Raw genomic sequence first — 19,093 nt, 5'->3', positions numbered from 1 at the left:
GAATAAATCTGATTGGAGGTATAACCGCTTGGCTAATCAACATTTTGCAAAGGAAGCACCTGAAACATACTGGAAAACATCAACTGACCTGCCTTCTTTTCCTGCGCTTCAAGAGGACACTGAATGTGACGTCACCATTATCGGAGGCGGGATTACAGGAATCACAACGGCATATGAACTTACGAAGAGAGGCTTCCGTGTCGTTTTGATTGAAGCAAATCAGGTTCTTAACGGAACCACTGCGCATACAACTGCTAAAGTTACCGCACAGCATGACATGATATACGACGAATTTATCCGCCATTTCGGATTAAACCATGCGAGGCTTTATTATGAAGCAAACCAAAACGCAATTGATTACATAAAAGGCATTGTGGATGAACATCAAATTGATTGTGAATGGATCGAGCAAGACGCATATCTTTATACGGCAAATGAAAACGCTGTTCAAAAAATCCGCACCGAGCATGAGGCATACACAAAGCTCGGAATTGAAAGAGACCTTATCAAGGATCTTCCAATTCCCTTAGGTTCTAAGCTGGCGCTTGTCATGAAGAATCAAGCTCAATTTCATCCGCTTCAATACTTAAAAGCGCTTCTGGAGCAAATTGTTCAAAAAGGCAGCCGAATTTATGAAGAGACCGTTGCGCTTGATATCAAAAAAGGCGAAAGGCCCGAAGTGGTAACAAAAAGCCGGCACGCCATTAAGAGCCGCTTTATCATATGCTGTTCCCACTTCCCTTTTTATGACGGAGGCGGATTATATGCTGCGAGAATGTACTCCGACAGATCTTATGTCCTTGCCATCAAGCCGAAGATCGAGTATCCCGAGGGCATGTATTTGAGTATCGATCAGCCGTCAGTGGCGCTCCGCTATACGGTTGTAAACGGTGAAAAGCTGATTCTCTTCAGCGGAGTAAGCCATAAAACAGGCCAGGGAAAAGCCATGTCTACACATTATGAAACACTGAGACAACTGGCCGAAAGCACCATCGGCATCGAAAGCATTCCATATTATTGGTCCACACAAGATCTAGTGACGATCGACAAAATCCCGTTTATCGGACCGATGTCGGAAAATGAGGACAATATTCTAGTAGCGACCGGGTTCAAAAAATGGGGCATGACGTCCTCAGCAGTCGCAGCCACTCTATTGTCAGACCTTGTGGAGAAAAAAGACAATCCATACGAAAGCATTTTCACTCCGTCCCGTTTCCATCTGAATCCCGGGTTGCAGAAAGTGATTTCCTACAATGCCGATGTCGCCAAGCATTTGATTAAAGGAAAGCTTGAAAAGCCTGATGTCCAATTTGAAGACATTTCGCCAGGAGAAGGGAAAGCCGTCTCCATAAACGGCAGGCGAGCGGGAGCATTTCGGGATGAGACAGGCTGCCTCCATCTCGTTGATACGACTTGTACCCATTTAGGCTGCGAGGTCGAGTGGAACGACAGTGAGCATACGTGGGATTGTCCGTGCCACGGATCACGCTTTAAGCCATCTGGCGAAGTTGTAGAGGGTCCGGCCATTAAACCATTAAAACAAATAGATCTCGATTAAACCGTTCATTTTAATGAACGGTTTTTCAAATATTTTTCATCTGCAGCTTCATTCATGTTTCTCTTGGCCGATAAAAAAGAAAAAGGCTTAAAAAGCCAAAAAGTAAAAATTATATTTTTCCCAAGGGGGATCATTGTATTGTTATTTAAAAAAGACAGAAAACAAGAAACAGCTTACTTTTCAGATTCAAACGGACAGCAAAAAAACCGCATTCAGCTCACAAACAAACATGCAGATGTCAAAAAACAGCTCAAAATGGTCAGGTTGGGAGATGCTGAGCTTTACGTGTTAGAGCAGCTTCAGCCACTCATTCAAGAAAATATCGTAAATATCGTTGATGCGTTTTATAAAAACCTTGACCATGAAAGCTCATTGATGGATATCATTAATGATCACAGCTCAGTTGACCGCTTAAAACAAACGTTAAAACGGCATATTCAGGAAATGTTTGCAGGCGTTATCGATGATGAATTTATTGAAAAGCGTAACCGAATCGCCTCCATCCATTTAAGAATCGGCCTTTTGCCAAAATGGTATATGGGTGCGTTTCAAGAGCTTCTTTTGTCAATGATTGACATTTATGAAGCGTCAATTACAAATCAGCAAGAACTGCTAAAAGCCATTAAAGCAACAACAAAAATCTTGAACTTAGAACAGCAGCTTGTCCTTGAAGCGTTTCAAAGCGAGTACAACCAGACCCGTGATGAACAAGAAGAAAAGAAAAACCTTCTTCATCAGAAAATTCAAGAAACCTCTGGATCGATTGCCAATCTGTTTTCAGAAACAAGCAGATCAGTTCAAGAGCTTGTGGACAAATCTGAAGGCATTTCTCAAGCATCCAAAGCCGGCACTGTAACATCCAGCACTGTTGAAGAAAAGTCGATCGGCGGAAAAAAAGAGCTAGAAGTCCAGCAAAAACAGATGAACAAAATTGACACAAGCCTTGTCCAAATCGAAAAAGAAATGGTCAAGCTGGATGAAATCGCGCAGCAAATTGAAAAAATCTTCGGCATCGTCACAGGCATAGCTGAACAAACAAACCTTCTCTCGCTCAATGCATCTATTGAATCCGCCCGCGCCGGAGAACACGGCAAAGGCTTTGCTGTCGTGGCAAATGAAGTGCGGAAGCTTTCTGAGGATACGAAAAAAACCGTCTCTACTGTTTCTGAGCTTGTGAACAATACGAATACACAAATCAACATTGTATCCAAGCATATCAAAGACGTGAATGAGCTAGTCAGCGAAAGTAAAGAAAAAATGACGCAAATTAACCGCTTATTCGATGAAATCGTCCACAGCATGAAAATCAGCAAAGAGCAATCAGGCAAAATCGACGTCGATCTGCAAGCCTTTCTTGGAGGGCTTCAGGAAGTCAGCCGCGCCGTTTCCCATGTGGCCGCTTCCGTTGATTCGCTTGTCATCCTGACAGAAGAATAACCATCAAAAACCGGTCTGCCATACGGCCGGTTTTTTTGCGTTCATTATGTAAACTTAAATTAAAAATCAGTTGACATAATAATTGCCTGCATTTATTGTATAACCATATTTGATTACTGTTTGGAGGATTTCACATGCTGAAATTAATCGACATGATGCATATTGCGATTTTCACCGCGCTGATGGCAGTGCTCGGCTTTATGCCCCCTCTCTTCTTATCCTTTACACCCGTTCCGATTACATTGCAAACGCTTGGTGTCATGTTGGCAGGCAGCATTCTCAGGCCAAAGTCTGCTTTCTTAAGCCAGCTTGTCTTTTTGCTGCTCGTCGCCTTCGGAGCGCCGCTGTTGCCCGGCGGACGAGGCGGTTTTGGTGTGTTTTTCGGACCGAGCGCAAGCTTTTTGATTGCTTATCCCCTCGCTTCATGGCTGATCAGTTTAGCCGCTAACAGGCTGCGGAAGGTGACAGTATTGCGTCTCTTTTTCACTCATATCGTATTCGGCATCATCTTTATTTATCTGCTTGGTATACCGGTACAAGCTTTTATCATGCATATTGATTTGTCACAGGCCGCCTTCATGAGCCTTGCATATGTGCCTGGTGATTTGATAAAAGCGGCTGTATCTGCATTTCTGGCGATAAAAATCACTCAAGCCTTGTCTCTTTCTGATACGATGTTTACAAAAGGAGGATGACACTACATGACAATTACCCATACCTATTCATCTACCGCCGAAACATCGCCCGGCCGTGTAGCGATCCAGACTGAATCGGAGCAAATCACGTACCAAGATTGGGATCGGCTTGTCTTTCAAACCGCAAATTGGCTGCGGTCACAGCCGAGCATGCCGAATCGTGTGGCGATCCTGCTCCCAAATAGTCTGGCGTTTTTACAGCTGTTTGCCGGAGCCGCAGCGGCTGGATGTACGGCAATTCCCATCGACACACGCTGGAGCGCGGCAGAATGTAAGGAGCGGCTGTCCATAAGCAATGCGGATCTTGTGGTTACTTTAGCCTTTTTCAAAAACAAACTGACAGATAGCCAGACACCTGTTGTATTGCTGGATAACTGTATGGCAGATATTTCTGAGGCAGCCGCTGATCCCTTGCCTACCATTGATCCGGAGCACCCTTTTTATATGGGATTTACGTCGGGCTCGACAGGAAAACCGAAGGCCTTTACGCGATCTCACCGCTCATGGATGGAGAGCTTTACCTGTACGGAAACAGATTTTTCGATTTCATCAGATGATAAGGTTCTGATTCCCGGAGCGTTAATGTCCTCTCACTTCCTATATGGGGCTGTCAGCACCTTGTTTCTCGGAGGAACCGTTTGTTTGCTGAAAAAGTTTTCTCCTGCCAAAACGAAGGAATGGCTGAGCCGTGAATCCATCAGTGTTCTCTATACCGTACCGACGATGACAGACGCCCTCACAAGGATTGAGGGTTTTCCCGACAGTCCCGTCAAAATCATTTCATCCGGCGCAGACTGGCCGGCAGAATCCAAGGAGAAGCTTGCCGCTGCATGGCCTCATCTCAAGCTGTACGATTTTTACGGCACATCAGAGCTAAGTTTTGTTACGTTTTCTTCACCGGAAGACAGCAAACGGAAGCCTCATTCAGCGGGCCGCCCTTTTCATAATGCCCGGATCGAAATCCGCAACGCTGGAGGAGAACGCTGTCAGCCAGGGGAAGTCGGAAAAATATTTGTCAAAAGCCCGATGCGGTTTTCCGGCTATGTGAACGGCAGCACACCAGATGAATGGATAACAGTGGATGATATGGGCTATGTTGATGAAGAGGGCTTTCTATACATATCAGGAAGAGAAAACGGGATGATCGTGTACGGAGGATTAAATATTTTCCCAGAAGAAATTGAACGTGTGCTTCTCGCCTGCCCAGAGGTTGAAAGCGCGGCTGTCGTTGGCATTCCCGACGAGTATTGGGGAGAAATCGCTGTAGCTGTCATTCATGGAAACGCTAATGCCAGAACACTGAAAGCCTTGTGTAAACAGAAATTAGCCTCCTACAAAATCCCGAAAAAATGGGTGTTTGCAGACAGCTTGCCGGAAACGAGCAGCGGAAAAATTGCCCGTTCCAGAGTGAAAAAATGGCTGGAAGAGAGTATACAGTATAAATGAATGCGGTTATTGTTGATGCAAAACGAACGATCTTTGGAAATCAAAACGGACTGCTGAAGCCCTTCCTGCCGGAGGATTTGTCAGCTCCCATCATCCGCTGTCTCAGCCAAAAGCTAGAGGATCAAGTTGACGAGGTCATTCTCGGAAACGCTACCGGCAGAGGCGGCAACCTCGCCAGACTGTCAGCCCTTCAAGCCGGACTGCCTTTATCGGTTCCCGGAATGACAATTGACAGACAGTGCGGCTCAGGCCTTGAAGCTGTGCGCTATGCCTGCAGCCTTATTCAAGTGGGAGCCGGCACGATGTATATCGCGGGCGGCTCAGAAAGCAGCAGCCAATCCCCTTTTTCAGAACGGGCCCGCTTTTCTCCAGATGCCATCGGCGATCCAGACATGGGCATTGCGGCAGAATATACGGCTGCACGCTATTCCATCAGCAGAAGCATGCAGGATGAGTACGCGCTTCTCAGCCATCAACGCAGCAGGAACGCGCATGATGAAGGATTTTACCGTGAAGAAATTGTTGCTCTTGGGGAATTGGAGATGGACGAAGCATTTTTGAAAACGCGGCCAATAGAAGCGATTATTCCCCGTGCAAAGCCGGTTTTCGACACCAGCTCCGGAACAGTCACAGCAGCCAACAGCAGCGGCATAGCAGACGGAGCAGCGGCTCTTTTGGTAATGGAAGAAGAAAAAGCGGTAGCCCTCGGACTTAAGCCTGTGCTTCGGTTTATCGGCAGCGCTGTCAGCGGCATTCACCCCAACTATCCGCCCGCGGCACCGGTTGATGCGATCCGTAACCTCTTACATACACACGATGTAACACCTGAGGATATCGGTTTATTTGAAATCAATGAAGCCTTTGCCGTCAAAATTTGTGTCTGCTCGCAAGAACTCGGCATTCCCCTTTCAAAAATCAATGTGCGCGGCGGCGCATTAGCGCTTGGCCATCCATACGGTGCATCAGGTGCAGCTCTGGTAACCAGATTGTTTTATGAAGCGAAAAGACGGACAGACTGTCAATATGCTGTTGCAGCCATCGGAAGCGGCGGCGGAATCGGACTGGCTTTATTATTTGAAGTTCTTGCATAGGCTTTTTCATAGGATGCACGCTTTCGATTTAGTATAATAGTGATATGAATAAAGTCAGGAAGGGGATTTTATGACAGCCGTTTGTTTAGTAAGACATGGAGAAACCGATTGGAACCTGCAGCAAAAATGCCAAGGCAAAACCGATATTCCGCTAAACGCAACAGGTGAACGCCAAGCAAGAGAAACCGGAGAATATGTAAAGGACTTTTCTTGGGATATTATTGTGACGAGCCCGCTGAAAAGAGCGAAAAGAACCGCGGAAATTATTAATGAATATCTGCATCTTCCGATAGTCGAGATGGATGATTTTAAGGAACGCGATTACGGCGACGCGGAGGGCATGCCGCTGGAGGAACGGACAAAGCGCTATCCAGATAACATCTATCCGAATATGGAAACCTTAGAAGAACTCACTGACAGGCTGATGGGCGGTTTGGCAAAAGTGAACCAGGCGTATCCAAACAAGAAGGTGCTGATCGTGGCGCACGGTGCGGCAATTCACGCCCTGCTGACGGAAATATCCGGCGGTGACCCGGAGCTTCAAAGCACCCGTCTCGTCAACGCCTGCCTCAGCAACATTGAATTTGCAGAAGAAAAATGGCGGATAAAAGACTATAATATTAACAGCCACTTATCCGGCTTTATCAAATAAGAAAAAGACAGGCGTTCGCCTGTCTTTTCTTTTATTTCTTAGCAGCCGGCATCTCTTTTTGAAGCTCGTCCAAAATGGCATTCGCCCCGTCTACACTGCGGCGCAGAGACCACACCGCACGGTCCACGTGGTATACATGCCCGTTTTTCACTGCCTTCAGTTTTTTCCAAAGGACATTCTTTTCGATCGGGCGTTTACCGTCGGCGTCGAGGTCATCTGTTTTTCCTGTCATCAGGATGATCACATCCGGATCTGTTTTCAGCAGCTGCTCCAGTGTCATTTTCATATTCACAGAGTCGCCGCCATTGCTTGAATCGCTATTGCCTGACGTACTGATTGCATATCGATAGCCGACCTGTGTTAAAAGTCTCGATGTAAAGAAGTTTTCATCCCTGGCCATAATCGTATCATTTGTATTTCCGATCAAAAGCACGGACTGGCTGTTCGCGCTGATTTTCTGCTTTGTCTCGCTAAGCTTTTCTTCATGCGCCGTCAGCTTTTTCTCCATTTCCTTCTCCTTGCCGACTGCTTTTGCAATCGTAAGCGAAGCGTCAATTGTATCCTGATAATCAGCATTTAAATTATTAAGCGCAATCGTCGGCGCTATTTTTTTCAGCTGATCGTACACCTTCTTATGCCGGGTCGTGTCAGCAATAATTAAATCGGGTTTTAATGAAGCGATTTTTTCCATGCTTGGCTGTGAGCGAGTGCCGACAGATGTGTAGCCGTCAATTTTCTTCAGCACATCCTTGTTGATCAGCTGCTTCGCTTTGTTGTCATCGGCAACCCCGACAGGCGTAATGCCGAGATCAAGCAGTGTATCAATAAAACCTAGCTCAAGAACAACAACCCGCTTCGGATGCTCAGGCACATTTGTCTTCCCTAAATCATGTGTTACCGCCACTTTATGTTCTTTACTGTTTTGATTGCCGCTTGAAGACGAGCAAGCAGCCGTTAAGACAGAAAGAAGTAAAACTGTAAGAATAATCAGTGTTTTTTTCATATGTTCCAGTCTCTCCTGTTGGTAGTTTCTATGGTTAAGATGTCCAAGAGTAGTATAACACGGAATGAGAATCATTATCACCAATTATTTTTAAAATGAGAAGAGAAAGTTCGGCTTACAGGAAAATCTTGTTTCGCGACACAGCAGTTCAGCAGCTGATCATCCTGTCCACAAAAAAGCTTGCAGAAAAATAACATTCTCTGCAAGCTGATTATCCTGTTAAAGCTTCACAATCACTCTTCCTTGAATGCGATTTTGCAAAATATCTTTTAATGCACCCGGCGTTTCTTCCAATGATACTTCCCTGTCCACGATGGTCAGCAGCTGATCAGGCTTGAGATCAGAAGACATGCGCTCCCAAACAGCGGCTCTGACGTCCATCGGACAATATACTGAATCGATTCCGAGCAGGCTTACTCCGCGAAGAATAAAAGGATACACGGTTGCCGGAACTTCTCCTCCGCCGGTTAAGCCGCTCACTGCGACAGATCCGCCGTATTGAATTTTGCTTAAAAGCGAGGCAAGCTGTTTTCCGCCGACTGGATCAACCGCTCCCTGCCATTGCTGCTTGGACAGCGCCTTAAGCGTTCCGTCATAGACATCTTCCCTGCTGATTACTTCGCTTGCACCAAGCTGTTTCAAATAATCAGCCGCCTCCCGGTTTCCGGTACTTGCCACCACATCATAGCCCCGCTTGTTCAGCATCGATACCGCAATTCCGCCGACACCGCCAGTTGCTCCTGTGACTAGCACGCTGCCTTTTTCCGGAGACAGACCGTTCTGTTCAAGCCGATGCACTGATAACGCCGCAGTAAATCCCGCCGTTCCGTACACCATCGCTTCTTTTAACGAAAGATTCTGTGGCAAAGGCACCAGCCAGTCACCAGGCACCGAAGCGTATTCACTTAATCCGCCATCACGGGAGACACCGAGCTCATAGCTTGTCGCGATCACCTCATCCCCCTCCGCAAAACGCGGATCATTGGAAGAGACGACAGTACCCGCAGCATCAATGCCTAAAATAAGCGGATACTCTCTGACGATATTGCCTCCTGCTTTTCCGGCCAGACCATCTTTGTAATTGATGTCGGAATAAGCAACTTTAATCAGGACACCATCCTTCGGCAAATCCTCTGTTGATATGGTTTTCACATGGACTGAAACATCATCGGCATTTTTTTCTGCCTGCAATGCTTGAAATAACGTTGACATTCGGCACACTCCTTTTCATTTATATCGTAACCGAAGAACGTTCAAAAAACCAAATCATCAAGCCGCCATTTTCACTTCGCCGGCACATTGAGACGATAATGGACAAATCCGGTATCCTCTTCATAGCCGTTTTGCTCATACAAGCTTCTTGCCTTCCGGTTGTGGTGCTCAGTCTGAAGTGTTAAACATTTTGCCCCGTTTTCCCCTGCATAATCCTTTGCGGCAGAAAGAAGCCGGCCGCCCGCTCCCTTTGTACGAGCATAAGGAGCGACAAATAAGTCATTTAATATGTAGATCCTTTTCATTGACACAGAAGAAAACGTTGGATAGAGCTGGGTAAAACCTATGAATTCTCCATTTTCTTCTGCTATCAAAATAACAGACTCGTGATTTTCCAAACGAGCTTTCAAAAAAGCCTCCGCCCCTTGCAAAACGGATGCCTGTCTATAAAATTCCCGGTATTGGTTAAACAGCGGCGCGAGGGCTGCTGCATCTGATGTCTTTGCCTGGCGAATGTTCATCTCATTTCTTCCTCCCTCTAATAATTTTTTCATTCTATCCCTAATCGAATTTTCTGTAAAGTTTATTTTCCAGAATACTTTTATCATCATGCATTGAAAAAATATCACGATAATATCAATTGTTCTCACGGAAGCATATGCAGGTCATTCGAACGAATTTTTTCGACAGGAAATTGCCGGGACTCAGGAGCATTTAACCTAAAAAAGCATGACATTTCAGCATAATGAACATTTACTCATGTCTATTTTCGTTCTTTTCTGTATGAAAATAGTTATTTCGAGTCTCTACGGAAATAGCGAGAGATGATATACCTAAATAGAGATAAAATCATCTCAAAAAAATGGGTCTACTAAAATATTATTCCATCTATTACAATAAATTAACAGAATAGTCTTTTAAGTAAGTCTACTCTGAATTTTTTAAAAGGAGAGGGTAAAGAGTGAGAAGCAAAAAATTGTGGATCAGCTTGTTGTTTGCGTTAACATTAATCTTTACGATGGCGTTCAGCAACATGTCTGCGCAGGCTGCCGGAAAAAGCAGTACAGAAAAGAAATACATTGTCGGATTTAAGCAGACAATGAGTGCCATGAGTTCCGCCAAGAAAAAGGATGTTATTTCTGAAAAAGGCGGAAAGGTTCAAAAGCAATTTAAGTATGTTAACGCGGCCGCAGCAACATTGGATGAAAAAGCTGTAAAAGAATTGAAAAAAGATCCGAGCGTTGCATATGTGGAAGAAGATCATATTGCACATGAATATGCGCAATCTGTTCCTTATGGCATTTCTCAAATTAAAGCGCCGGCTCTTCACTCTCAAGGCTACACAGGCTCTAACGTAAAAGTAGCTGTTATCGACAGCGGAATTGACTCTTCTCATCCTGACTTAAACGTCAGAGGCGGAGCAAGCTTCGTACCTTCTGAAACAAACCCATACCAGGACGGCAGTTCTCACGGTACGCATGTAGCCGGTACGATTGCCGCTCTTAATAACTCAATCGGTGTTCTGGGCGTAGCGCCAAGCGCATCGTTATATGCAGTAAAAGTGCTTGATTCAACAGGAAGCGGCCAATATAGCTGGATTATTAACGGCATTGAGTGGGCCATTTCCAACAATATGGATGTTATCAACATGAGCCTTGGCGGACCTACTGGTTCTACAGCGCTGAAAACAGTCGTTGACAAAGCCGTTTCCAGCGGTATCGTCGTTGCTGCCGCTGCCGGAAACGAAGGTTCGTCCGGAAGCTCAAGCACAGTCGGCTACCCTGCAAAATATCCTTCTACTATTGCGGTAGGTGCGGTAAACAGCAGCAACCAAAGAGCTTCATTCTCAAGCGCAGGTTCTGAGCTTGATGTGATGGCTCCTGGCGTATCCATCCAAAGCACACTTCCTGGAGGCACTTACGGTGCTTACAACGGCACGTCCATGGCGACTCCTCACGTTGCCGGGGCAGCAGCGTTAATTCTTTCTAAGCACCCGACTTGGACAAACGCGCAAGTCCGTGATCGTTTAGAAAGCACTGCAACATATCTTGGAAACTCTTTCTACTATGGAAAAGGGTTAATCAACGTACAAGCAGCTGCACAATAATAGTAAAAAGAAGCAGGTTCCTCCATACCTGCTTCTTTTTATTTGTCAGCATCCTGATGTTCCGGCGCATTCTCTTCTTTCTCCGCATGTTGAATCCGTTCCACGATCGACGGATGGCTGCCTCTGAAAATCTTCACAAGCACCGGAGGATCAACCTGGCTCAGCCCCGTCACGGCCAAATCCTGAAACGTTTTAACAGCGGCTTCTCTGTTCTCTGTCAACTCGATCCCATACTGGTCAGCCTTATTCTCCTGATAACGCGAGACAGCATTAGAAAAAGGCGTCACCGCAAAGCTCAAAACAGAAAACAAAAGCAATAACAGCGGAAGTGCCGCAAGATCATGCCGTCCTTCTAAATGAAACATGCTGCGGGTTAGGCGAACCGTCCGCTTGTAAAGCTTATCAATGACATAAAATCCGGCGAGCGACACGAGCAAATAACCAGCCAGACCGATGTAAACGTGCTTCATGACATAATGGCCCATTTCGTGGCCCATAATAAACAGAATTTCTGAATCGTCAAGTTTGTTCAGTGTCGTATCCCACAATACAATCCGTTTATTGGCCCCAATACCTGTAACATAGGCATTCAGTGCATTTGTTTTTTCTGACATGTTCACTTCATATACATGATCAGCCGGAATATTGGCTTCATCTGCCAGCTCTAAAATTTTGCTTTCAAGCTCTTTGTTTTTCAGCGGATAAAAATCATTGTATAAAGGATCGATAATGACCGGCTGAATAAAAAACAGAAACAGCGAAAACGGCACTGTTAACAGCCAGGCGTATAACCACCATTTTTTTTCATGCCTTTTGATCAGCCAATAAAATACGAGAACGCAAAGCGTAAAGATTGGAAAGCTGATCCAAAAGCTGATAACCTGATCCTTAGCCCAGCTGGCCGTAGTCTGTGTGGAAATGTTATAGTCAAGCGATACTTGATAGCCTATCCAATCTAAAGGCAGCGTCACCAATGTTGTAATCAGCGAAAGCACAAACACAAAACCAACGGTCTGCAAAAAGCGAAAAGGCACGGCCGCTTCCATCCATTTCTTGATTTTCTTTGAAACACCGCTGACCAGCAGAACAAAAAACAGAAACCAATCAAGTGGTACCCCGATAAAAAATAAAAAATTCTTGACATTCGAATACTGCTCGGCCACTGCCAACTCAGACGGCTTCATGAAAGAAGCCGGATCAGCCTGCGTCCCTTTCACGGCTTCCGGTATTGCGGAATCACCCGACAGGAAAAAATACCAATAAAAAAACAGCCCGTACAGCACGTAAGCAAGTCCTGCTGCCGCAATCCACTTGCGCATAACGCCTCACTCCTCACATCAACCCGTTACTTCTATTGTAATCATAAATTCAAATTCTTAGAACCAAGCTGTGTTCCGCACTTTTCCACCCTTTTAAGCATGGAAAGCCCGATCGCTGGGAAAACTAACAATGTTTGGAGTGATGCAAATGAAAAAAATAGTGGCAGCCATCGTGGTAATCGGTCTTGTGTTTATAGCATTTTTTTATCTTTACAGCCGATCAGGCGATGTGTATCAATCGGTAGACGCGGATTTGATCACACTGTCTTCAAGCGGCCAGGAAGATATCGAGATTGAAAAAAGACAGCACGTCAAAGATATGCTGGATATTATGAATCAGGGAAAACAGGTGAAGACAGAAAAAACATCAGCCCCTGATTACGAAGGGACAATCAAGTTTCATAAAGACCGGTATGACTCATTCAGACTATGGATTGACGGCAGCCAGCAAGCCGTTTTTTTGAAGGATGGCACATACTACAAATTAAGCAAAAATGATACAAAGGCGCTGCTAAATATTATTAAAAAAGAAGCAAAGGATTGAAAATGAAAAAGCGAAGCTAACCGCTTCGCTTTTTCATTTTATTGGGGCAAAATATCTCTCAGTGCCCGTCTGAGCATTTTCCCCGTCGCATTTTTCGGAATATCGTCAAGAAACGTAATGGCGGCAGGCCGCTTGTATTTTGCCAGATGCTTTTCACAGTGCTGCATGATGTCCTCCTCTGTTACCCCAGAGCGTTTCGGCACCACATATCCCTTTACCGCTTCCCCGCTTTGGGGGTCCGGCACGCCGATGACAACCGCCTCCTTGACGTCCGGATGGCTGTACAGCACCTCCTCCACCTCCCGCGGATACACATTGTATCCTCCTACAATGATCATGTCTTTTTTCCGATCAACAATGTAAAAATAGCCGTCCTCATCCCGTCTTGCCAAGTCCCCCGTATAAAGCCACCCGTCTTTTAATGCATGCTCTGTTTCCATCGGCATTTTATAATAGCCCTTCATCACATTGGGGCCTTTCACGATCAATTCGCCGACCTGGTGAGCGGGCAGCTCACGTCCGAGCGGATCTACGACCTTGTTTTCGACATGTAAGATACTTGTCCCGATGGAGCCCGGCTTTCTGCCCCTGTCAAACGGGTTAAAGCACGTGACGGGTGATGCTTCCGAGAGCCCGTAGCCTTCCAAAATGGTAACACCGAATTTTTCTTCAAACGCCGTCAGCAACGCGACTGGCATGGCCGCGCCTCCCGAAATGCACAACCTGATCGAAGAAAAATCATCTTTCTTTCCGTTTTCATGCTGAAACAAGTAGTTATACATTGTAGGCACACCGGCAAAAATGGTCGCCTGCTGCTGCTTAACAAGCTTAAAAACAGATGCCGGACTGAATTGAGGCTCAATCAAGACAGTTGCGCCGCTCATCAGCGGTGCATTCATGCAGACGGTTAAACAAAACACGTGAAACATGGGAAGAGCGCAGACCACATTGTCCCTCTCATCCATTCCCAAATAGCCTGCAACATCGTTGGCATTGCTGTACAAATTCTGATGAGTCAGCATCGCGCCTTTCGGTTTTCCAGTCGTTCCTGACGTATATAAAATAACCGCGGTATCATCAGGGACAAGTTCTTGGTTTTGTTTAGCGGCTGATGTCGGACGCAATATTTTTGCAAACGTTGTCATTTTCATCCTGACCTCTGGGTCCGCAGCTTCCGGCTCGGCCTCCCCCGTCTGGCATAAAATGACGAGCTCAACCTTTGGCAGCGACTCATGCATGCTCTCATAAAGCGGCAAAAGCTGGCTAACGCCTACGATTGCCTTTACATCGCCATTTGTCAGCATATAACCAATTTCTGTCGGCGTGTACAACGGATTGATGGGAACAACCACGATCCCAGCTTTTAAAGCGCCAAAAAACGCGATGATAAAATCAGGCGAATTGCCAAGCAGCAAAGCTAGATGGTCCCCTTTCTCCATACCGGCTTCCTGAAGGCCGTCCGCAAATCGCTGAATATGTTCATTCAGCTCTTGATACGTCATCATGTGATCCTTAAACCTGCATGCGATGCTGTCGGGCTTCTCAGATGCTGTTTCTTCCAATTTTGAAACAAGATTCATTCTCCCACCCCTTAAAGTGAATGAATAGTCATTCATTATTGAAGCCAAGCTTTCTCCTCCATTATAGAGAAACAGAAAAAAACACTCAAGAGCAAAAAGCCCTGAGTGTCAATACTGTCATAGTTTCTTCAATGCTTCGGCAATCGGCGTATCTCCTTCTGTCAGATCAAAGGCCCGATTTTCCGTATTCTTCTCATCTAAAGAGGCAATGACCGTTTTTGCAACGTCCTCACGGGAAATAAATCCCCGCTCCAGATCCTTCGCTGCTGAAACAGTTCCCGTTCCAGGCTCATTGCGAAGGCCTCCCGGACGGATAATCGTATAGGTTAAACCGCTCGCTTCAAGAATTTTATCAGCATAATGCTTGGCCACATAATAAGGCTTGAGTGCCTCATTCCAATTTTCACGGTGATGGGCTTGCAGGGCGCTGACCATAATAAACCGTTTGATTCCGGCAATGTCCGCAGCTTCAATGGCTTTTGCCGCTCCATCGAGATCCACCAGCAGCGTTTTATCATAGCCTGTGCTGCCGCCGGAACCGGCTGTGAAAATGATCGCGTCACAACCTTTTGCCGCAGCGGCGATTTCTTCCGGGCTGCCCTCCAGATTCGCAAGCACAGCTTCTGCACCGGCAGCTTCAAGAGACGCTTTCTGTTCTTCTTTTCTGACCATCGCTCTGATGGAATGATCAGGATTATCTTGGAATAAAGAGACAAGTCTTTGCCCGATTTGTCCGTTCGCTCCGATTAAAAACACTTTCATGTGAATCCCTCCTGCCTCCATTATTTCAAAAACACAACCGCTCTTTCAAACGATGTGTTTTGCCTTAATAAATCAGATCAAGGAAATCCTCTTTCGTAATGTTCCCAAAGTAATGCTTGAGATTCACACCTTCGAGCACATCAGCGATGACGCTGCGTTCGTATTGTTTTCCGGCCAGCAGGTTTTCAATTTCAGATACATCACCGACACCGAAGAAATCTCCGAAGATTTTGCAGTCCTCGATTTTGCCTTTCTTGACCTCTAGGCGCAAATCGATCGATCCAACCGGATAACGTTTCGAATGATTAAGGTTAAATTTCGGCGAGCGGCCGTAGTTCCAATCCCAATTCTGATAGCGCTCTTTCGAAATTTGATGAATGGTCTCCCAATCTTTTTCCGTCAGCTTATACTCCGGCACGTTTCCAATGTCGTTTGTGTTAAAAATATGGCGAAGCAAATGGCTGCGGAATTCTTCGGTGGTCATTTTATCATCGAGAAACTCACTGATGTTTGCTACTCGGCTTCTGATCGATTTGATGCCTTTTGATTCAATTTTATCCTTTTTCACCTTTAATGCTGATACAACATGATCAATGGCTGAATCAAACATGAGGGTGCCGTGGCTGAAAATACGGCCTTTCGTTGCAAACTGAGCGTTTCCGGATATTTTCCGGCCATCCACTACAATGTCGTTCCGGCCGCTTAATTCAGCTTCAACCCCAAGCTGATGTAACGCCTGAATCACCGGCTCAGTGAATTTTTTAAAGTTATGAAAGCTGTCCCCGTCATCCTTGGTAATAAAGCTGAAGTTCAAGTTCCCCAGATCATGGTACACAGCTCCCCCGCCTGATAAACGGCGGACGACGATAATCCCGTTTTCCTCTACATATTTTGTATTGATTTCTTCTATTGTATTTTGGTTTTTCCCAATGATAATAGACGGTTGATTCACATAAAAGAGCAAATATTGCTGTTCAGGGTCTAAATGCTTTACACAGTACTCCTCGATAGCAAGATTGATCCGCGGATCATTGATATTTTGATTGTCTATAAATAACATGGTGCTCCTCCTTTATCCTTCCCACACAAAACCTGATTTCGCAATATTCACTTCTCCGCTAAAAACGGTTTTCGCTTCTTTGCGAAGATTGTCATGCACGCCAAAATGCGGCAAATGGGTCAGCAGCAGTTCTCCCGCTCCCGCTTCTTTTGCAATGCGCCCGGCTTCCAGGCTGTTCATATGGCCTGCACTTGTTCCGTCTTGATCGGCATAAAAATTGCATTCTGAGATCAATAAATCAGCATCTTTCGAAAACGGTATAAATGAATCCTGATAGCTGGAATCAGCAGTATAAACGACAGTGTGGCTGCCGTCAGTAATCCGCATGGCATAGCACGTCACCGGGTGAATCGTTTTTAAAAAGGTGATCGTAAACGGACCGGCAGTCAACGGCTGATCCGGCTGATAGGCGATCCCTTTTGTATGTGTTTTATATGTAAGCTTTTGAAACTGTTCTATATCAGCATCATGTCCGTAAATCGGAAGCGTATGCTCTCCTTTACCGAGAAACGAACCGACTTGCTTGGCAAATTGCAGCGGCCCGATATCAGCGATATGGTCATGGTGATAATGAGACAGAACGACCGCATCCAGCTTTTCCGCCGGCACATATCCGAACAGCTTAGATAAAACGGCACTGCCGCAATCAACAAGCAGAGAGTAATCACCTGACTGAAACAAATAGCCTGACGTCGCTTCATTTGCGGCCGGAAAACCGCCATAGCATCCGATAACTGTAACTTTCATAATGTCCTCCTATCTTTTCAAAAAAATTGATCCTCCTTCAATATACCCATTTTTCTTGAAAAAAGCATGTTTTAAACATTGTATCAAAACAGTTATTGATTTTTGTTATCTGTTATATTACAATGAAATCACTACAAAGGGGAAAGAGGGATTGGTTATGCTGGGGAAAATCACAGAATTTTTTAGAAACCTGCCTTCGAAAAAGTGTGCGGAATGCGGAAAAAAGATAGAAGAGCAGCATGAGTGCTATGGTAATATCTGCAATGACTGTATAAAAGTAAACGATTTGTAATGAGCGAAAATCCCGCGCCTTACGCGTGGGATTTTCTTATTTTTTCACATATCTCTTAATTTTGAAATAATAGTCAGGTTAGGTCAAAGCTCACCTGTTTTTAGATAATTCTGGTGATTATCATAATGTCATTGAATATTCTTTATTTTCGAAATATAATTTACTATAGACGAATTGATTTCTTATCTATTATAATTTGATCTAATAGTGAGATTAAATATATGTCTATTCATGATATATGTTGATACTTTGTTTTTTGGGAGGTAATCTATGAAAAGAATTAAGTTTGGATTAGCCACACAAATATTCGTTGGACTTATTCTAGGTGTCATTGTTGGCGTCATTTGGTATGGCAACCCAGCATTGCCTACTTACCTGCAGCCAATCGGGGATCTCTTTTTACGCTTAATCAAAATGATAGTGATTCCTATTGTTGTCTCCAGCTTAATCATCGGTGTAGCCGGTGCAGGAAATGGAAAGCAAGTCGGTAAATTAGGCTTCAGAACGATTCTGTACTTCGAGATCATCACGACTTTTGCCATTATTCTCGGACTAGCCCTTGCAAACATCTTCCATCCGGGTACAGGAGTTAATATACACGAAGCTCAAAAATCGGACATCAGTCAATATGTTGAAACTGAAAAAGAACAAAGTAATAAATCAGTGGCAGAAACGTTCCTCCATATTGTGCCGACAAACTTCTTCCAGTCATTGGTCGAAGGGGATCTTCTAGCCATCATCTGCTTTACAGTACTATTTGCATTGGGTATTTCCGCGATCGGTGAAAGAGGCAAGCCTGTATTAGCCTTTTTTGAAGGTGTATCCCATGCCATGTTCCACGTTGTAAACCTTGTGATGAAAGTGGCGCCATTCGGCGTTTTCGCTCTTATCGGAGTGACTGTGTCTAAATTCGGACTCGGTTCTCTTATCTCTCTCGGAAAGCTCGTCGGATTGGTTTATGTCGCGCTTGCTTTCTTCTTAATTGTTATTTTCGGGATTGTCGCAAAAATTGCCGGCATCAGCATCTTCAAGTTCCTTGCTTACATGAAGGACGAAATCTTACTGGCGTTCAGTACGTCCAGCTCTGAAACGGTTCTTCCGCGTATCATGGAAAAAATGGAGAAAATCGGATGTCCAAAAGGCATTGTTTCATTTGTCATTCCGATCGGTTACACGTTTAACTTAGACGGTTCCGTTCTCTATCAATCTATTGCCGCACTCTTTTTAGCACAGGTATATGGCATTGATTTGACGATTTGGCACCAAATTACGCTTGTGCTCGTCTTAATGGTGACATCCAAAGGGATGGCTGCCGTACCTGGTACTTCTTTTGTTGTCTTGCTTGCAACGCTTGGCACCATCGGCGTTCCGGCTGAAGGACTTGCCTTTATTGCCGGCGTAGACCGCATCATGGATATGGCACGTACAGTTGTCAACCTGACTGGTAACGCGCTTGCTGCCGTTGTGATGTCTAAATGGGAAGGCATGTTTAATCCTGCGAAAGCAGAAACTGTTATGTCCCAATCGAAAACAGAACAAAACGCAACCATTTCTGGTTAATGAAAAGCCTGCGGGGTTCTTGCCCCGC

The 19,093-nt window shown here is 45.2% G+C and carries 18 protein-coding genes and 1 pseudogene; 11 read left to right on the top strand and 8 right to left on the bottom strand.

Features of this window, described 5'->3' with window-relative positions; all coding sequences use genetic code 11:
• The first annotated feature begins 28 nt into the window (after positions 1-28).
• The 7 genes and pseudogenes from bslm_RS05510 to phoE all read left to right on the top strand — a co-directional run bounded on the left by bslm_RS05510 (position 29) and on the right by phoE (position 6,879).
• Entirely contained in the window at positions 29-1,558 is a 1,530-nt protein-coding gene (locus tag bslm_RS05510; protein ID WP_038428744.1) for an FAD-dependent oxidoreductase, read from the top strand.
• 54 nt (positions 1,559-1,612) lie between these two features.
• Positions 1,613-2,239 (top strand): annotated as a pseudogene (locus bslm_RS21855) (protoglobin domain-containing protein); the annotation flags it as partial.
• A gap of 240 nt (positions 2,240-2,479) precedes the next feature.
• Positions 2,480-2,995 (top strand): methyl-accepting chemotaxis protein, encoded by a 516-nt coding sequence (locus bslm_RS21850; RefSeq protein WP_326255844.1) that lies wholly within the window; start codon positions 2,480-2,482, stop codon positions 2,993-2,995.
• Between the two features lie 134 nt (positions 2,996-3,129).
• Positions 3,130-3,690, top strand: a complete 561-nt coding sequence (locus bslm_RS05500; protein WP_052124598.1) for a biotin transporter BioY — start codon at positions 3,130-3,132, stop codon at positions 3,688-3,690.
• A gap of 6 nt (positions 3,691-3,696) precedes the next feature.
• Positions 3,697-5,136 (top strand): acyl-CoA synthetase, encoded by a 1,440-nt coding sequence (locus bslm_RS05495; protein ID WP_038428743.1) that lies wholly within the window; start codon positions 3,697-3,699, stop codon positions 5,134-5,136.
• Positions 5,133-6,227 carry an acetyl-CoA C-acyltransferase gene (locus tag bslm_RS05490; protein WP_046380905.1) on the top strand — a complete coding sequence of 365 codons (1,095 nt, stop codon included), beginning with the start codon at positions 5,133-5,135 and terminating at the stop codon, positions 6,225-6,227. The genes bslm_RS05495 and bslm_RS05490 overlap by 4 nt, the downstream gene beginning before the upstream one ends.
• Before the next feature lie 70 nt (positions 6,228-6,297).
• The gene (gene phoE, locus bslm_RS05485) at positions 6,298-6,879 is read left to right on the top strand and encodes a phosphatase PhoE (RefSeq protein WP_003233157.1); all 582 of its coding nucleotides are present in this window, start codon (positions 6,298-6,300) and stop codon (positions 6,877-6,879) included.
• A gap of 31 nt (positions 6,880-6,910) precedes the next feature.
• Here the strand turns inward: phoE and bslm_RS05480 are convergent, their stop codons facing one another.
• The 3 genes from bslm_RS05480 to bslm_RS05470 form a co-directional block, all read right to left on the bottom strand.
• On the bottom strand, positions 6,911-7,882 hold the full coding sequence (locus bslm_RS05480) for an ABC transporter substrate-binding protein (RefSeq protein WP_003233159.1): 972 nt from the start codon (positions 7,880-7,882) through the stop codon (positions 6,911-6,913).
• 219 nt (positions 7,883-8,101) lie between these two features.
• Positions 8,102-9,094 (bottom strand): NADPH:quinone oxidoreductase family protein, encoded by a 993-nt coding sequence (locus bslm_RS05475; RefSeq protein ID WP_046380904.1) that lies wholly within the window; start codon positions 9,092-9,094, stop codon positions 8,102-8,104.
• Between the two features lie 71 nt (positions 9,095-9,165).
• Positions 9,166-9,615, bottom strand: a complete 450-nt coding sequence (locus tag bslm_RS05470) for a GNAT family N-acetyltransferase (RefSeq protein WP_046380903.1) — start codon at positions 9,613-9,615, stop codon at positions 9,166-9,168.
• 440 nt (positions 9,616-10,055) lie between these two features.
• On the opposite strand from bslm_RS05470, the gene aprE reads away from it, so the two are divergent.
• On the top strand, positions 10,056-11,201 hold the full coding sequence (gene aprE, locus bslm_RS05465) for a subtilisin AprE (protein WP_029726299.1): 1,146 nt from the start codon (positions 10,056-10,058) through the stop codon (positions 11,199-11,201).
• A gap of 38 nt (positions 11,202-11,239) precedes the next feature.
• On the opposite strand, the gene bslm_RS05460 is transcribed toward aprE, so the two are convergent.
• On the bottom strand, positions 11,240-12,520 hold the full coding sequence (locus bslm_RS05460) for a M48 family metallopeptidase (RefSeq protein ID WP_046380902.1): 1,281 nt from the start codon (positions 12,518-12,520) through the stop codon (positions 11,240-11,242).
• A gap of 148 nt (positions 12,521-12,668) precedes the next feature.
• Between bslm_RS05460 and bslm_RS05455 the strand changes: the two genes are divergently transcribed.
• Positions 12,669-13,064: a YhfM domain-containing protein gene (locus bslm_RS05455; protein WP_003245187.1), complete on the top strand. Its 396-nt coding sequence runs from the start codon at positions 12,669-12,671 to the stop codon at positions 13,062-13,064.
• A gap of 38 nt (positions 13,065-13,102) precedes the next feature.
• Here the strand turns inward: bslm_RS05455 and lcfB are convergent, their stop codons facing one another.
• The 4 genes from lcfB to bslm_RS05435 all read right to left on the bottom strand — a co-directional run bounded on the left by lcfB (position 13,103) and on the right by bslm_RS05435 (position 17,213).
• A complete protein-coding gene (gene lcfB, locus bslm_RS05450; protein ID WP_029726300.1) occupies positions 13,103-14,644 on the bottom strand; it encodes a long-chain-fatty-acid--CoA ligase LcfB in 1,542 nt (513 codons plus the stop codon).
• A gap of 117 nt (positions 14,645-14,761) precedes the next feature.
• Positions 14,762-15,406, bottom strand: coding sequence for an SDR family oxidoreductase (locus tag bslm_RS05445; RefSeq protein WP_029726301.1), 645 nt, complete (start codon positions 15,404-15,406; stop codon positions 14,762-14,764).
• Positions 15,407-15,470: 64 nt separating this feature from the next.
• Complete coding sequence (gene lplJ / locus bslm_RS05440) at positions 15,471-16,466, bottom strand: lipoate--protein ligase (protein WP_029726302.1); 996 nt, start codon at positions 16,464-16,466, stop codon at positions 15,471-15,473.
• Positions 16,467-16,478: 12 nt separating this feature from the next.
• Positions 16,479-17,213 carry an MBL fold metallo-hydrolase gene (locus tag bslm_RS05435; RefSeq protein WP_029726303.1) on the bottom strand — a complete coding sequence of 245 codons (735 nt, stop codon included), beginning with the start codon at positions 17,211-17,213 and terminating at the stop codon, positions 16,479-16,481.
• A gap of 157 nt (positions 17,214-17,370) precedes the next feature.
• Between bslm_RS05435 and yhfH the strand changes: the two genes are divergently transcribed.
• Positions 17,371-17,505, top strand: a complete 135-nt coding sequence (gene yhfH / locus bslm_RS20525) for a protein YhfH (protein ID WP_003244802.1) — start codon at positions 17,371-17,373, stop codon at positions 17,503-17,505.
• A gap of 270 nt (positions 17,506-17,775) precedes the next feature.
• Positions 17,776-19,065: a glutamate/proton symporter GltT gene (gene gltT, locus bslm_RS05425; RefSeq protein ID WP_003245579.1), complete on the top strand. Its 1,290-nt coding sequence runs from the start codon at positions 17,776-17,778 to the stop codon at positions 19,063-19,065.
• The last annotated feature ends 28 nt before the right edge of the window (positions 19,066-19,093 follow it).

The sequence above is a fragment of the Bacillus sp. LM 4-2 genome, from assembly GCF_000978495.1.
GTDB classification, from domain to species: Bacteria; Bacillota; Bacilli; order Bacillales; family Bacillaceae; genus Bacillus; species Bacillus subtilis.
Note: the sequence above shows the minus strand (reverse complement) of the source record. Positions and strands in the feature narration are given on the sequence as shown.

What these genes read in the sequence shown, in the direction of transcription:
- bslm_RS05475 (WP_046380904.1), bottom strand. Translation starts at nt 9,094, where the DNA reads ATGTCAACGTTATTTCAAGCATTGCAGGCAGAAAAAAATGCCGATGAT.
- lplJ (WP_029726302.1), bottom strand. Translation starts at nt 16,466, where the DNA reads ATGTTATTTATAGACAATCAAAATATCAATGATCCGCGGATCAATCTT.
- yhfH (WP_003244802.1), top strand. Translation starts at nt 17,371, where the DNA reads ATGCTGGGGAAAATCACAGAATTTTTTAGAAACCTGCCTTCGAAAAAG.
- bslm_RS05490 (WP_046380905.1), top strand. Translation starts at nt 5,133, where the DNA reads ATGAATGCGGTTATTGTTGATGCAAAACGAACGATCTTTGGAAATCAA.
- bslm_RS05435 (WP_029726303.1), bottom strand. Translation starts at nt 17,213, where the DNA reads ATGAAAGTTACAGTTATCGGATGCTATGGCGGTTTTCCGGCCGCAAAT.
- bslm_RS05460 (WP_046380902.1), bottom strand. Translation starts at nt 12,520, where the DNA reads ATGCGCAAGTGGATTGCGGCAGCAGGACTTGCTTACGTGCTGTACGGG.
- bslm_RS05500 (WP_052124598.1), top strand. Translation starts at nt 3,130, where the DNA reads ATGCTGAAATTAATCGACATGATGCATATTGCGATTTTCACCGCGCTG.
- bslm_RS05480 (WP_003233159.1), bottom strand. Translation starts at nt 7,882, where the DNA reads ATGAAAAAAACACTGATTATTCTTACAGTTTTACTTCTTTCTGTCTTA.
- bslm_RS21850 (WP_326255844.1), top strand. Translation starts at nt 2,480, where the DNA reads ATGAACAAAATTGACACAAGCCTTGTCCAAATCGAAAAAGAAATGGTC.
- gltT (WP_003245579.1), top strand. Translation starts at nt 17,776, where the DNA reads ATGAAAAGAATTAAGTTTGGATTAGCCACACAAATATTCGTTGGACTT.
- bslm_RS05495 (WP_038428743.1), top strand. Translation starts at nt 3,697, where the DNA reads ATGACAATTACCCATACCTATTCATCTACCGCCGAAACATCGCCCGGC.
- phoE (WP_003233157.1), top strand. Translation starts at nt 6,298, where the DNA reads ATGACAGCCGTTTGTTTAGTAAGACATGGAGAAACCGATTGGAACCTG.
- bslm_RS05470 (WP_046380903.1), bottom strand. Translation starts at nt 9,615, where the DNA reads ATGAACATTCGCCAGGCAAAGACATCAGATGCAGCAGCCCTCGCGCCG.
- lcfB (WP_029726300.1), bottom strand. Translation starts at nt 14,644, where the DNA reads ATGAATCTTGTTTCAAAATTGGAAGAAACAGCATCTGAGAAGCCCGAC.
- bslm_RS05455 (WP_003245187.1), top strand. Translation starts at nt 12,669, where the DNA reads ATGAAAAAAATAGTGGCAGCCATCGTGGTAATCGGTCTTGTGTTTATA.
- bslm_RS05445 (WP_029726301.1), bottom strand. Translation starts at nt 15,406, where the DNA reads ATGAAAGTGTTTTTAATCGGAGCGAACGGACAAATCGGGCAAAGACTT.